13 protein-coding genes are annotated in these 13,969 nt (G+C 64.8%); 5 read left to right on the top strand and 8 right to left on the bottom strand.

What is annotated here, in order from left to right; translation table 11 throughout:
* Positions 1-70: 70 nt before the first annotated feature.
* Genes AC0IW9_RS25685 through AC0IW9_RS25705 form a run of 5 tightly spaced genes read right to left on the bottom strand, consistent with a single transcriptional unit; the run spans position 71 to position 5,069 of the window.
* Positions 71-769, bottom strand: a complete 699-nt coding sequence (locus AC0IW9_RS25685; protein WP_471651141.1) for a GNAT family N-acetyltransferase — start codon at positions 767-769, stop codon at positions 71-73.
* Complete coding sequence (locus AC0IW9_RS25690) at positions 766-1,935, bottom strand: acyltransferase family protein (RefSeq protein WP_471651142.1); 1,170 nt, start codon at positions 1,933-1,935, stop codon at positions 766-768. The genes AC0IW9_RS25685 and AC0IW9_RS25690 overlap by 4 nt, the downstream gene beginning before the upstream one ends.
* Entirely contained in the window at positions 1,932-3,773 is a 1,842-nt protein-coding gene (locus AC0IW9_RS25695) for a serine aminopeptidase domain-containing protein (protein WP_471651143.1), read from the bottom strand. The genes AC0IW9_RS25690 and AC0IW9_RS25695 overlap by 4 nt, the downstream gene beginning before the upstream one ends.
* A gap of 31 nt (positions 3,774-3,804) precedes the next feature.
* The gene (locus tag AC0IW9_RS25700; RefSeq protein WP_471651144.1) at positions 3,805-4,743 is read right to left on the bottom strand and encodes an amino acid--[acyl-carrier-protein] ligase; all 939 of its coding nucleotides are present in this window, start codon (positions 4,741-4,743) and stop codon (positions 3,805-3,807) included.
* Positions 4,740-5,069, bottom strand: a complete 330-nt coding sequence (locus AC0IW9_RS25705) for an acyl carrier protein (protein ID WP_471651145.1) — start codon at positions 5,067-5,069, stop codon at positions 4,740-4,742. The genes AC0IW9_RS25700 and AC0IW9_RS25705 overlap by 4 nt, the downstream gene beginning before the upstream one ends.
* Before the next feature lie 540 nt (positions 5,070-5,609).
* Between AC0IW9_RS25705 and AC0IW9_RS25710 the strand changes: the two genes are divergently transcribed.
* The 5 genes from AC0IW9_RS25710 to AC0IW9_RS25730 all read left to right on the top strand — a co-directional run bounded on the left by AC0IW9_RS25710 (position 5,610) and on the right by AC0IW9_RS25730 (position 11,842).
* A complete protein-coding gene (locus AC0IW9_RS25710; RefSeq protein ID WP_471651146.1) occupies positions 5,610-6,911 on the top strand; it encodes an IS701 family transposase in 1,302 nt (433 codons plus the stop codon).
* 71 nt (positions 6,912-6,982) lie between these two features.
* Positions 6,983-7,660, top strand: a complete 678-nt coding sequence (locus tag AC0IW9_RS25715) for a phosphatase PAP2 family protein (protein ID WP_471651147.1) — start codon at positions 6,983-6,985, stop codon at positions 7,658-7,660.
* Positions 7,661-7,756: 96 nt separating this feature from the next.
* A complete protein-coding gene (locus tag AC0IW9_RS25720; RefSeq protein WP_471651148.1) occupies positions 7,757-9,142 on the top strand; it encodes a hypothetical protein in 1,386 nt (461 codons plus the stop codon).
* 1,259 nt (positions 9,143-10,401) lie between these two features.
* Positions 10,402-11,013: a hypothetical protein gene (locus tag AC0IW9_RS25725; RefSeq protein WP_471651149.1), complete on the top strand. Its 612-nt coding sequence runs from the start codon at positions 10,402-10,404 to the stop codon at positions 11,011-11,013.
* Positions 11,006-11,842, top strand: a complete 837-nt coding sequence (locus AC0IW9_RS25730; RefSeq protein WP_471651150.1) for a segregation and condensation protein A — start codon at positions 11,006-11,008, stop codon at positions 11,840-11,842. The genes AC0IW9_RS25725 and AC0IW9_RS25730 overlap by 8 nt, the downstream gene beginning before the upstream one ends.
* 150 nt (positions 11,843-11,992) lie before the next feature.
* On the opposite strand, the gene AC0IW9_RS25735 is transcribed toward AC0IW9_RS25730, so the two are convergent.
* From AC0IW9_RS25735 to AC0IW9_RS25745, 3 genes are all read right to left on the bottom strand, one after another.
* Positions 11,993-12,487: a (R)-mandelonitrile lyase gene (locus tag AC0IW9_RS25735; RefSeq protein ID WP_471651151.1), complete on the bottom strand. Its 495-nt coding sequence runs from the start codon at positions 12,485-12,487 to the stop codon at positions 11,993-11,995.
* A 46-nt stretch (positions 12,488-12,533) separates the two neighbouring features.
* Positions 12,534-13,418 (bottom strand): carboxymuconolactone decarboxylase family protein, encoded by an 885-nt coding sequence (locus AC0IW9_RS25740; RefSeq protein WP_471651152.1) that lies wholly within the window; start codon positions 13,416-13,418, stop codon positions 12,534-12,536.
* Positions 13,419-13,521: 103 nt separating this feature from the next.
* A complete protein-coding gene (locus AC0IW9_RS25745) occupies positions 13,522-13,920 on the bottom strand; it encodes a (R)-mandelonitrile lyase (RefSeq protein WP_471651153.1) in 399 nt (132 codons plus the stop codon).
* Between the last annotated feature and the right edge of the window lie 49 nt (positions 13,921-13,969).

Raw genomic sequence — 13,969 nt, forward strand, 5'->3', positions numbered from 1 at the left:
CCCAAGTAGTGCTAAATTTTGGAAGGGCTGGGCCAGTCCTGCCTACTCTCACATCCATGCACCAACGCCGTCAGTCCCCCGACATCCGCTGCAACGACCGAATGGCTTGGCCCATGGAATCAAAATTAGCGTCTTGTAGCCAAGCACTGATTGCCGCACGGCGAGCCGGCCACTCTTCATCAAGCAGCGAGAAGTAGGCAGTGTCGCGGCGATGCCCGCGAACCACCATATGCGCCCGCAATACTCCCTCTTGGGTGAAACCCAGCCGTTCCGCCGCCCGCATAGACGCAAAATTGAGGATGTTGCACTTCCAGCTCATGCGGCGGTAGCCGAGCGTGAATGCCTCCTCAAGCAGCAAGAACATTGCCTCGGTGGCTGCACGGCTGCGCGCGAGCCCAGGAGGAAACCAGATGTTGCCAAGTTCGATTGCCGCGTCGCCAGGACGGATATCCAGCAACGCCAGCCAGCCTGCCGAAGGACCCGGTTGACCGTTCTGGTCGTGCGGACGCACGGCCCACACGATCTCGCCCTGGCTTGCCGCCATGAAACGCGCATAGCCGGAGAAGGCATTGAATTCCGCGAAGGGCCCAACGGGCAGCCAGGTCCAGCTCGAAGGAGCATCCCGGGCTGCCGCCCAAAGCTCTGCCGCGTGCTGCCCATTCAGCGGCTCAAGGGTCACGCTGCGGCCAGCCATGATCCGGCGCTCCGGCCGTGGCCGCGGCGTCGCGTCGACGGCGATGCCGAGAGGATCGGCCATGACATTGTTCATGCCAGCCTCCGTCCGCCCGCTAGGAAACTGTAAAGCGCAGGTGAAACCTTGAAGATGGCCACAGCGGCAAGCGCCGCGATGGCGATTGTCACGGTCACGCTGGCCGCGTAATGGGCCAGCATCCATGCATCGGTCTCCGCCGGTACCGCACGCCACAGGACGAATTTAACGCCGGCGATGATGGGAAAATGCGCTGCATGCAGGAAGAAAGCGAAGCCGCCATAGCGAGCCAGTATCCCGCCAAGGCCGGTACCGACCAGTCGTAAGCACAGGCCCCAGCAGGCAACCACGCCGAGCGGACGCGCCAACCGGGTCGCTAGATCCAGCCAGTACTGATTGTCGCCAACGGCGGGGTCGATCATAAGAGGCGCCAGTGCACGCGCCGCCATAAGCACGCAGTAAGCCAGCAGCAGCCGCTTGGCCCAGACCCATTCGATATCAAGCGGTATGCTGCGCAGACGGAAAAGGCCACCAAGGTAGAAGAAGAATAAGACGTCGGTGCGGACGAAGATACCGAAGGTCCACTCGCCGACCCAGGCTACTCCGAGTATGGCGGCAAATGGCAGCGGCGCGCTGCGCAGCATCAGCCAGAGCAGTGGGCTGACCAGCACGGACAGAAACAGGTCGTGCACGAACCAGAACTGAAAAGCGATGGGCAACCGCGTCAGGCCCAAAACCGCGTTTGCGTAATCGAAGAGGTTCGCCTGACCGAATTTGAAATTGAAATCCCCAAGCAACCCAGTGGTCGGTGCCACTCGATACAGCGCGTACCCAACCAACAGCGTCAGCAGGTTCCAGACAACCAACGGCAGCAGCAGTGAGGAAACGCGTCCGCGGATTCGCCGCCGGATTACCGTCATCGGTTTGCTGGCCAAGTTGAAGAACAACCAACCTGAGATGGCGCTAAGCAAAGGCACCGCGCTGAAGAAGAACAGCAGGACGAAACTGTTGACGAAGGTGGCGAAGGGATGGTGCGCCGGATCAAGCCCGGTGAAGGGTGAAGTCCGGCTGTTGGGAAAGGCGAAGTAGTGCAGAAAAACTAACCCGATCACGAGCACCACGCGGGCGATCTCAATCGCCTCCGGTATCTGAACTCCTGCTCCGGCCCTGCTACTCTGCCGCGGTGTGTCGATCGGCAGCGACCGAAAGGGCTGGACGATGGTCATGGCGCGATGTTCCAGAACTGAATGTTGTGCCGCAAGCTACCGCGGCGGATCTGCGGCGCCACTAGGGTCGACTGGCTTGAGAGTTGCAGAGCAGGGGATAGCCGACGCGGATCAAGGCCGAAGCGGCGTGCCAGCGGGACCGGCGCAACCTCGCCCGGCTGGCCGGCCGCCTCTGGCGCCAAGCTATGATGCAGCCGGAGGTGCTCCTCGATCATGCCAATGAATTCCATCTGCATGGTGCGTGAGTTAAGCGAATGGTCGCGGCCACTCAGCACCTTGCTGACGGCGACGCCACGCCGCGGCAGATGCCGCCCCCCGCGGCCGAAATGCGCCCGCAGCTCCCGCAAAGACCGATCACCCGCGCTATAGGCCAGCAGCACGCTGGCACCGCGTGAGTGCAGCATGCGCAGCCACTGCCCAGCACGGTCTAGGCCTAGCTCCAGGCCGAGATATTCGGCGATGAATCGGTCGGCCTCCGCGCGCAGCCGGCGCATGGCCATGCGTGGCCGGCGTAATGCTGGGATCTCACCCGGCGGCGGACCGCCATCGAGTGCCGGGGCGCCACCAGCTTGGCGGTCGAAGGCTGGCAGATTCGCCAGCGCGAGGCCGACAATCCGAGGGTCCCGTAGAGCGGCCTGGAAGGCATGATGGGCGCCGGAACAGACCCCGACGACGAAGCAGCGGGAGAAACCGCGCTGCTCGAGCGCGTCGAGCGCGGCATGAACATCTCCAAGCGCGGCGTCGTCGAAGAGCTGCGTGGAACGGTCGGCGTACGTCCACGCCACCGTCTCGTCGCTATCGCCGATGCCACCGAGGTCGATGCGGAGGGAGGTGGTTCCGGACGCCGCAAACCTTCGAGCCATGCGCACCGCGAGGCGGCTGTTGCCGATGTGATGGTTCGCGCCGGTGTTCAGCATCAGCACCGCTACCCGGCCAGATGGTTGCAGTGGCATCGCGGGTTCGCACAGCACCCCGGTCAATTGTCCCGCGTGGCCGAAGCGGAGTATGCGTTCCGTCGCCGGGCCTTCGCACGCAAGTCGGTCGGGGGCGGCAGGTGGCACCAAGGGGCAGCCGGAAGGCGCGCCGGCCGCTGTCCAGTCGACCACTTGAGTGAAGACCGCATCCGGCGTCAGGCTCAGATGCGCGTGTCGGAGGTAGGCGTCCTGGTCGGTAAAGGCCAGGCGATCGACAGCAAGGCCCGCGGCATCAAGCGCTGCCAAAGCCGCAGCATTGAATGCCGGGCGTTTCGGGGTCTCAGCCACCAGGAGCTGTGGAGTCCCGGATCGGACGAGGGCTCCGTTGATGTCGAGGCCGCGCAGCGCGGCAACGTCGCTGGCATGAAGGCGGAAGCCGACGCTGTCGAGCCAGTCGGGATCCTGGGCCGTATCCGTGCCGCTGGCAGCGGCCAGGGTGATCTCCCGCAGGTACATCCGTCCCGAGATGACTGGCGCCAACAGGATCAGCGCATCGACGCTGCCAGGACGCCGCGCGCTGCTTTCGGCTGCCAGCAGCGCGCCCAACCGCAAACCACAGAGCGCAACCTGGCTGACGCCGCCGTGCTGGCGCAGCCATGTGGTGCCGGCCTCAATGCTGCCGAGCCAGGCGGGTACGCGTCCAAGGGCATCATCACCGGCGGAATCGCCAGTGCTGGGATAGTCGAAGCGAAGCACGGGCATGCCCGCAGCAGCCAGCCGCTCCGCCAGCGCACGCCAGCCGCGATAGGTGCAGATCGCCTCGTAGCCGAAGGGAGAGCACAGGACCACACCGCGGTCCTTGGGCGTTCCCCCCGATGCCGGATGGAACCAGCCACGACAATCGCCGAAGACAACCGGAGTCATTGGTCCCATCCGCCTTGACTAGGTGATCCGGTCAGCCCTTAGGCCACAGCGCGTGGCGTACCGACGTGGACCAAGCGTCCGGTGCGAAGCCGTGCTGGCGCAGCAGCGCGAGTGCGATCCGTTCCAGTCCAAAACCGGCACAGCCGGTATGCGCGACCGATCCATCGGCGGCCTGCAACCCGTAGGCATCGGCGAAGTGGTCAACATGGTAGTTGAAGCTGCCGCAGGCGCTCGGCTTGTCGGGATCCGAGACCGGCATCAAGATCTCGAACTTCAGCCGCTGGCTGCGCTGACCATTGGCCATGAGCTGGCCAGGCCGACCGAAAAACGGATCATTCGCCAAGTCGGTGAAGGCCGGCAGTTCGAGCTGCCTGAACATGTCGAGCGCCCGCTCCATCCAATGCGCCTGGAAGGCGCGGATGCGATCGGGTGAGCCGAAGCAGACTTGCTCTCGCTGCCTGAACATCTGCATGCGAGCTGGATCGACTGACGGCTCATGCCGAAAGCAGTAGGACGATGAATCTACCAGCCAACCTGTTTCGGGCAAGCGGCCACGGCTGGCGATGACGGGATAAACCGGATAGCAGGAAGCCGGCGTCAGCACGACATCGGATGCTGCCTGCGCGGCCGTCCAGCCGCCCTCGGCGGGGGCGCATTCCAGCACGCGCCTGTGGTCTCGATCGTCGCCGCAGAAGCAATGCACCGTGCCGGTCAACTGCGGAAAATTCTTGAAATAGCCGCTAGCTTCGAAGCCGGTGCGAGTCATGATGGGTGGAAAGCGCATGATCTCTGCACCGTCCTCGGCGCTGAGCCGGCCAATGAGCTTGTCTATCGCCTCGACGATACCCTCGAAGGTCTCGCTGCGGCCGTAGAGGCCTTCGACCCCAGTCGGAATCAGCAGGCCGCGAGCAAAGATCTCGCGGCGGAAAAAATCGGCTGAGGGCCGGCTTCCGGCGAGGACAACATTCATCGTCCCGGCTCCGCCGCAAAAAACCAGCCATCGGCATTGGCTTCGCCCTGCGCGGACTGAATGTACGGAGTATCGCCACTGGTCTGCCGCTGGCTCTGTAGAACTTCAACCACGCCTGCGACGGATGTGATGGTTTCGAAAGTTTCGCGGGTCAGCAATGCGTCCGGAAACTGAATATCGAACTCGTTTTCAAGCGCCAGCATGAGGCTGACCGTGCCAAAAGATGACAGGCCGGCGTCGTAGAGGCTGGTGGTGTCACTGATCACACCTGCGGCGGCGAGATCCTCAAGACCCAGCACGATTTTTCTAACAGAGCTGATAACCATAGAGCGAACTCCATCAACGAAGTTCTCTTATGAGGCTTACCGATCGGCTATTAAAATCAAGAAACATTTATTAAAAAAACGACTTTGCGAGCAGGGAGGATGAGCGGACAGAATCTGGATGAGAAGTTCCAAAACGCAGCTTGGTGAGGAAAACGATTTAATATCAATATCTTGATATGAGGCTGCTCATGTAGATCCCGTTAACCTCACCTTGCAGTTTGTAGTATCCGGATCGTTCCCTTATCGATAGCAGGCAGTGCAACGCCGCTAGCAGTCGCCGAACCAAGCAGGGGCCCATCACCAGCCACGTCGCCACAGCTGCCCCCCGGCGCCCCCCGGGCAGTGCATGCCGCGCGGGTCTATGCTGCCGGCTGGCAGACCTTTGTTGGAGGAGGCATGACCGCCAGTTGGGTGGCGTTACCGGCAATGCCGGGGCCGTCGCAGAGCATCTGGCCAGCCTAGCACTACCTGGGCACTGTTGTTGCTGATGTGCGTTATCTGAGCTGGGCTGAGACGGCTTGGTTTGGGGGGAGGCGTGCGATGGGCCGCACGATGCCGGATCTGGACAGTTGGCTGGAGCCGTTCCTGGCTGCGGTCGGGCACAAGAAGCGGCGGCTCTGGGCGCCGCTTTACCTGCGCGGGCTGCTGGGCCCGAGCGAGCGCAAGAGCCTGCAGCCGATGGCGGCGTGCTTGGGATTGTCTGGTCATGATCAACTGCAGCACTTCATTGCCAGCCCCGCTTGGGATGATGCCCCGCTCTGGCAGGTGCTGGCCAAGCGGGCAGCCCGGCTGGTGGGTGGGCCGCAGGCGGCGCTGGTGATCGACGACACCGCGCTGCCGAAGAAGGGCACGCTTTCGGTCGGTGTGGCGCGGCAATACTGTGGGCAGCTGGGCAAGCGGGCGAACTGCCAGGCGTTGGTCTCGCTGACGCTGGCAGGCGCGGAGGTGCCCGTCCCAGTCGGCCTGCGTCTGTTCCTGCCCAAGGAATGGCTCGACGACCCGGAGCGCTGCGTGGCGGCCGGCGTGCCGGAAGCGGAGATCGTGGCCCGAGCCAAGGGCGAGATCGCACTTGCCGAACTGGACCGGCTGCTCGCCGGCCGGGTGCGGTTCGGCATTGTGCTGGCCGATGCCGGCTATGGCGCCAGCGCGGCATTCCGACAGGGCTTGAGCGAGAGAGGCCTGACCTGGGCGGTGGGCATCCCGCGCCACCAGAAGGTCTATGGCGCTGACGTCCAGCTGGTCCCGCCCGGCGGCCGCAAACGACGCCCGGTGCCGGACCAGGAACCCCAGGACGCGGAGGCGATGCTCGCCAACCTGCCTTGGCGCCGAGTGACCTGGCGGCAGGGCACCAAGGGTCCGCTCGCCGCCCGCTTTGCCGCCACCCGCATCCGGGTCGGCGATGGTGCGATCTGGGCCAACAACCAGCATCTGCCGGGCGATGAGGTCTGGTTGGTGGGCGAGTGGCGCTCGAGCGGCGAGCGGAAATACTACCTGTCCAACTTGCCGCCCCGGACCTCGCTCCGCGCTCTGGCCGCGGCCATCAAGGCGCGCTGGGTCTGCGAGCAGGCGCACCAGCAACTGAAGCAGGAACTGGGTTTGGGCCATTTCGAGGGCCGGTCCTGGACCGGCCTGCATCGACACGCCCTCATGACCTGCATCGCCTTTGCCTGGCTGCAGCACCTCCGCCTCGCCGGGCAGCGCCCGGCGGGGTCGGGGAAAAATGCCGGGTCAGGTTCCAGGACCGCCACCATCGCCGAGCCTGCCTGCCGTGCGCCGCGCCATCATGGCGCGGTTGTTCGCCGACCTCGTCACGCTCATCCGATGTCCACACTGCCGGTATAAGTTCAGGCCACCACCTGACTCCAGACTGCCCAGGTAGTGCTAGCCCGTCAACTGTTTCTGAGGCTTAAAGCATGGATGAAATGCTGCCTGAACCCGTCATCCACAGCCGTCGCACAGGCATCGGTTGGAGTGCATTCCGCCCATGGGTTTTGGTCTGGCTAGGGATGGCTGCGGGCATCCTGGCCGGGGTGCTATATCTTGACCATCCGGTCGCCCTTTATCTGCTGGAACATGGCAGCCGCAGTCGACTGGTCCGGCTGTTTGTGCGGGCACCGGAAGCGCTGGCCGTGATGGCTATTTCCAGTACGCTGGTTATTGGCTTTTGGTGGTCGATGACCGGGCGGATCGGGGCCGGTTTGCGACAGATGCTAAGCGCAGGCCTCGGCGTCTGCGTCGCACTGGCGGCGAAGACCGAGTTGAAAATGGCCTTCGGCCGGGTCGCGCCCGACACTTGGTTCTGGCACCAAAGTGCGCCCCTGCGGAACTTCCATTTCCTGTACAGCGGCTGCTTCCCGTCCGGCCACATGGTGGTGATGGGCGTGATGACCGCCTTTTTGTGGCCTTGCAGCAAAGTGGCAGTGCGAGCCAGCTGGCTATTGCTCAGCGTTGCCAGTGGTACCGCCTTGATGATGATGGGGGCACACTTCCTGACGGATCTGCTTGCCGGAGCGATGCTCGGTCTCAGCATCGGTGCCGTCTGCCGCCACCTTGCGACGCGGCCGCCAGGGGTCGATGGAGCTTTTCAGTAGCGCCAAGCTTTTGGTTTCGTGACTGGACTGGCTCTGGCCCCGTACGCATAGACGCAGTCTGATCTTGTGTACGTGACGACGGCGGAGAGGCTGCACATGAATGCCGTGAGGGAGCGCCGCTTCGCCGCGGCCTGCATGGTCGCTGCCCTGGTATGGCCGCTCCTGGTAATCGGCTACCCACTGCTGTTTTGGGACTCCCTGGACTATCTGACGGTGGGGAGTCAGCTGGGCTTTGGCACGCTGCGACCACCGGTCTATGCCTACATGATCCGGTTGCTGCACTGGAACACCTCGCTCTGGCCCATCATTTTGGGGCAAGCAGCGCTCGCGTTCTGGCTCGTCTGGCGAACCCTGGACGCACTGCAGGTTTCCTCACGTGATCGGTTCACAGCGTCAGCGGTCATCGCGCTATCCAGCTTACCGTTTTTCATTATCTGGGTGATGGCCGACGTATTGACCGGATTGTTGGTGCTCGCGGCCTTTATCCTCGTAGCGCGCCCTCCTGCCAGTGTCTGGGAACGCGCTCTGATGGCGGCCTTCGTCATCTTCGCCGGCATGGCGCATGTCACGCACCTGCCGCTGCTGTTCGGCATCGGCATCATCCTGTTGGGTGCTGCGCTGCTGTGGCCTGGCCTTGGGCTGTCGCGGTCCATGGCACTTGGCGTCATCGCCGCGCCGGTGCTTGCGGCCAGTCTTTTGGTCACAGCGAATATCGTCATCTACGGGGTGGCGCGCGTCACCTATTCCAGCCCAGCGCTTGCCCTCACGCGGCAGGTTGAAGATGGGCTGACGCAACGCACTCTGGATGCAGAATGCCCGACGCGTCGGTGGCGCCTGTGCGACGAGCGCATCCTGCTGGATGGGGCCACCTCGCTGTGGTTCGGCTTCGCTGACGACAGCCCGCTGCAGGCCCGGCTTGGCGGCATGGTTGGCTATGCCTCGGAGGCGGCGGAGATCGTGTCGGCCACCACCCGCCGCTACTGGCGGGAGTCGCTCGTCGCTGGGATCGGACGGGCGGGCGCCATTTTGTTCTCGCCTGACAGCGCCTCGTTTGGTGCGCGGCGAGACCAGGCCGCCATCCTGCAAACGCTGCGGGATGCCAAGCTTGGCTATCTCGATGGCGGTGTCGACCGACCGCTTCGGACCAAGCAGCTGACCACCGCAGCGAAGGTCGGTGACCTCACCAGCTTGGCATGGGCGCCGTTGCTCGCGCTCGGCGGCCTGGTGGCCTGGCGCCGCAAGGCACCTCTGGCACTGATCTTCATTGGCGTCAGCGTCGCGGCCATCGTGGGGAATGCGCTCATCATCGGCGTCGGTGGCGACGTGGAAGGTCGCTACCACGGCCGACTGGCGTGGCTCGCCATCTTCGGGTGTTTCATGGCGGCGACCGCCGCTGCCACGAGACAGCCGGCAAGTTCTCCTGCGCCGATGTCGCTCCCACTCAAGGATCCAAACCAACCACAGGATCGGCAGCTCGCCTGAGTGGCGAAACTGCCTAAATATCTATCAAATCTGGAATGAAAAATTGACTGATGTGGAATTGATGTTATTTCTATTCAGCATATTGCTCAGCAAATCTGAGCCATTCGTTTACCCAATTGCTTTTACGGCGATATCCATTGCTTTTGAAATATCGTTAGGGCGAAAGATTTCAGATACTATATGAATGTTATTTGCCGATCCAAACTATGGAGTGTTGGTCAAAATGCCGATTGGCAGCAATGACCAAGTCTCGATCACCGCTGCGCATACAGCCAGCCAGTCCTGCCGCTACATAGGCCTTGTAGACGGTCACAGCCCACCATGCGGCTGCGTCAGCACGCTGTTTGATATGGTATCCAGGCCCGGTCCAGAAGGCATATGCCTCGGTCGGTGCCAGAAGCTCGGCGTGTGCACGAGCCTGTCGAAGGCAATCATCAGCAAATTTGAATGTCAGGAGTGCACCGCGCATGCGGTCTGTAAGAACCGCTCTGTATAAGTGCTGCATGTGACGTTAACCCTTTGGTGCACTTACTTCGGCACCCCCCCCGTACAGCTTGAGTTTGCCTTCACGGCTCACAGCTATGAGCCTGAAAGCGCGGTCTCTATGCGGAACAGTTCACCGTTATCAAACCCATTACAAGATGGCTCAGAAACGGCAAATGATTTCGGATTAGTTCCTACATTTGTGTTGAGCACCAGCACTGTCTGATTGCAGAGCGCCTCTATCGTCCTTTCCAACAACCCGTCGGAATTCCAAGGGCTCGAAGACCCACTCAAAATGAAGCCGCTACGACCGCTGCGAGGCCGCGCTCAGCGCCTTGCTCGCCAGCTGCGGTGAGGATCGAGCCGGGCGGCGACCGCGCTGCTGCTGCTCATCCAGGCCACGATGCTGCATCGTGCTGCTTTGCTGGCGCTCGAACGCAGGCAGCTGTGCTTCACCGCGGTAGGGGTGATGCTGGAGACGGGGCGAGGGGCGCTGGAGCTTGCCCGTTCGCCTGACTCGGCCGCTGTCCAACCTGCGCCCTGGAGGCCTGGCTGCGGCAGGCACGGATCGACTACGGCGCGGTCTTCCGCCGGGTCACCGCGGCGGGGACGCTGGAGGACCGGCTCAGCCCGCAGGGGGTCTGGCGCATCCTTCGGCGCCGCGCCGGTCTGGCCCGGCTTCGCGTCCCCGCCGGCAGCCGTCTGTCGCCCGAGGGGCTGCGGGCCAGTTCTCTTCCCTCACCGTCCGCCAGCTCGCCGAAGCGACGGTAACGACCATGCTGCCCGAGTCAGACATTGGTCCTACGCCCCTGGCGCCCACCGACACCGACTGGCTCCGTAACACCCTCGGCGTCAGCGGTGCCACCGAGGCCGTCGGGCGCTTCCAGGCTGCCACCAGGGGGAGTGGGATCATCCCCTGGCAACGTGATCTCGACCGGATGGAGGAGGACTGGTTCCTGCCCATGGCCGCCCCCGTTGACGGGGTGCGGGCCATCAGCCTGGCCGGGGCGCGGATCCTGGCCCGCCGCCTGCGCGACTCAGTGGCCCTGCAGCAGCAGCGCGCCCTGCTGCGCGCCACCACCGACCAGAGTTGTCCCTTCGATCTGCACCGCCTGCTGCCGGTGCCAGCCACCATCCTCCGGCTGGGGCCCGAGGACCCACAGAGTCAGAGCTGGCTCTGGCGCCACTGGGGCACCACCTGCGCCCTCCGCCACGTCCGGCTGCTGCCCAGTCCCGCCGATCGCCGCAACCGCCGGACCGATCACTGGCTGGTGGAGTTCTGGTCGGCCGACTGGTCGCCCTGGCCGGCACTCAGGACCCTCCGCCGTACCTGGCCGGACCTGACCCTCAGCCTGCGGCCGCACTACGGCGAAGCCACCGATGGCTGAGCCGGAGCCGGACTGGCCCGAGGCGGCCGGGCAGGGGACGGCACCGACACCGGCCGGAGAGGCAATGCCGCTGCTCAGCGTGGCGGGCTTCGAGGGGCCGCTCGACTTCCTGCTCGAGATGGTCCGCCGCCACCGCGTCGACCTCGGTCCGCTGTCGATCGTCGCCCTCACCGACCAGCTCGTCGCCGCGCTCGAGGACAGCGCCGATCGCGTCCTGCTTGAGCGCCGCAGCGCCTGGCTGGTCGCCGCCAGTGACCTCGTCCTGCTCAAGGCCCGCCTGCTCTGCCCGGAAACCCTCGCCGTGGCCGAGGCCGCCGCGGCGGAGGCCACCCGACGGCTGGAGCAGCTGACCGAGCTGGCCCGCATGCGCGCCGCCGCCGACTGGCTCGCCGCCCGGCCGCAGCTCGGCCTGCGGGTCTTTGCCCGGGGACAGATGGAGCGGCAGGCACGACCGCAGGCGGAGCTCTACGTCGCCTTCCTCGAGGTAACGCTTGCCATGCTCGAGGGCAAGGCGGGGCAGCCGGCTCAGGCCCCCGCCTACCAGCCGGTGCCGATCGACCTCTGGCGCGTGCCGGAGGCCATCGCCAGGGTGACCGCACTGCTCAATCACCAGCCCGACGGACTTTCGCTCGCGGACTGCCTGCCGCCTATCCCGGCCGGCGCGGCAAAGCGCCAGCTGCGGCAGCGGGCGGCGCTGGCCAGCACCCTGGTCGCCAGCCTCGAGCTGGCCCGCGACGCCACCCTCGACATGGACCAGGAGGTGGCCTTCGGGACCATTACCCTCAGGCCGAAGCCTGGCCAGGGGATCGACCAGCGGAGGGTCGCATGAACGAGCCCAGAGCGACCGGCCGTAGGCGCGAGACCTTGCTTTATGCGTCGGTGACGCGGCACCTCGAAACCCTTGGCTACGAGGCCAAGGGCGAGATCTGCGGCTGCGACATCGTCGGCATCCGGCTAGGTGGGCGGCGGTCACCAGGGGTCACCGGGGGTACTGGTCGTTGCTGACGTGTTCCATCCAAGTCGCAACTTGCCCGTCGACGTGCTCCTGAAGCGCAATGTGCGTCATGCCGGTGGCCTTGGCGGCGCCGTGCCAGTGCTTCACACCGGGGGCGATCCGAACGACGTCTCCGGGCCGGATTTCCTGGGGCGGCGAACCCTCGCGTTGCACCCATCCAAGGCCTGCCGTCACGATCAAGACCTGGCCCACCGGATGGCTGTGCCAAGCCGACCGTGCACCAGGTTCAAAGGTGACGTTTGCGCCAGACATCCGCGATGGCGCATCGGCCGGGAACAGCGGATCGACACGCACGGTGCCCGTGAAATACTCAGCCGGCCCGCGCGCTGAGGGTTGCGAGCCTGCCCGCGTGACTTGCAAGGCAGCCTCACCGACGGCCGTGGCTGGTGTCTGGTTGGCGTGGGCGCCCAGCGGGGTGATTAGGGATGCCATAACGGCGAAGGTGGCGATGCGCTTCATTCTCGTTCCTCTTCAAAGAGATCAGCGGCCTGGCATGCTGGCGTGCTCAGTCACGGCGGGCCTCGAAGACGCCCTTGAGTACGGGGACGGCCGAGAAGGCGTTCGGCCAGCCGGCGTAGAAGGCGAGGTGGGTCACGACCTCGGAGGCCTCGGCGCGCGTCAGGCCGTTATCCATCGCGCGGTTAAGATGGTACGGGACCTGCGCCGCCTGGCCGGCGGTGATCAGGGCGCTGAGCGTGACGAGGCTGCGGTCCCGCGGAGCAAGGCCCGGGCGCAGCCAGAGGTCCCGGAACAGAATGTCCGTCGTGAATTGGTCAAGGCCGGGCACGACCGGGCGGACGCTCTGCGCGACTTGGGCTGCGCGTTGCGCTTCGGCAGCCTCGTTGAGCGGCAGGAGGCCGGGTTCCGCAGGGGGCAGCTGAGCAGCACCGATGCCATGGTGGGTGAAGACCCGCGCCGCCGCCCCGGCAGCCTCCCGGGCGTTGCCCCAGCCGGCGTAGAAGGCCATGTGGGTGATCAGTTCGGAAATTTCCTCCGGCTTGACGCCGCTGTTGAGCGCGCGATCAAGGTAGTTGGGCAACTCGCTCGCCTGATTCCGTGCAATTAGGGCCGATATGGTAACGAGGCTGCGGTCCCGCGGCGAGAGTTCAGGACGTCGCCACAGGTTGCCGAAGAGGTCACGTCGTTCGTAATGCTCCAGGGCGGGTGCCACGGTCTGTAGGGCGCCCTCAGCCGACCGGGAGGCATCGGCCGTCCCCTGCGCCCTGGCCTGTTGCGGCGTGCTACCTAGGGAGAGTGCCGTCGCGGCCACCAGGGTCAGGAGTCCCATCCTGCGGGCCAGATTACTGCCAGCTGCGAATGCGCCCGTGCCGGAAAAATACTCGGTTCCGCTATTCATCTGCTGCTCCTGCAATTCGTGGGTGCTGCTCATCGATTCAGGGGCTACCACGCCTAAACCGGAGCCCGGGTGCCGGGCGGCATGCCGGGGATGCCCGGTTCTTACGCTCCGGGCACCCGGATGGCCGTGCTCATCGCTAGGTGCGGCGGTACTCGGTGTCGGTGACGTGCTCCATCCAGTCGACGGGGGAGCCGTTCAGCTTCTCCTGAACGGCGATGTGACTCATTGCCGTAGTCGGGGACGCTCCGTGCCAATGCTTCTCGCCGGGCGAGAACCACACTACGTCGCCCGGCCGAATTTCCTCCACGGGTCCGCCCTTGCGCTGCACCCAGCCGAGCCCGGCCGTGACGATCAGGGTCTGACCGAAGGGGTGTGTATGCCAAGCGGTGCGGGCATTAGGCTCAAAGGTGACCAGCGCGCCGGCTACCCGGGCCGGATCGGGCGGGCTGAAGAGCGGGTCGATGCGGACGGTCCCGGTGAAGTAGTCGGCCGGCCCCTTGCCGGAGGGCTGCGAGCCCACGCGTTGGATGTCCATGGTTCTGCCTTTCCACATGAGAGATGCGATTTTCCTGAGAGGCAACCGC

The organism is Belnapia sp. AC561 (genome assembly GCF_979252845.1).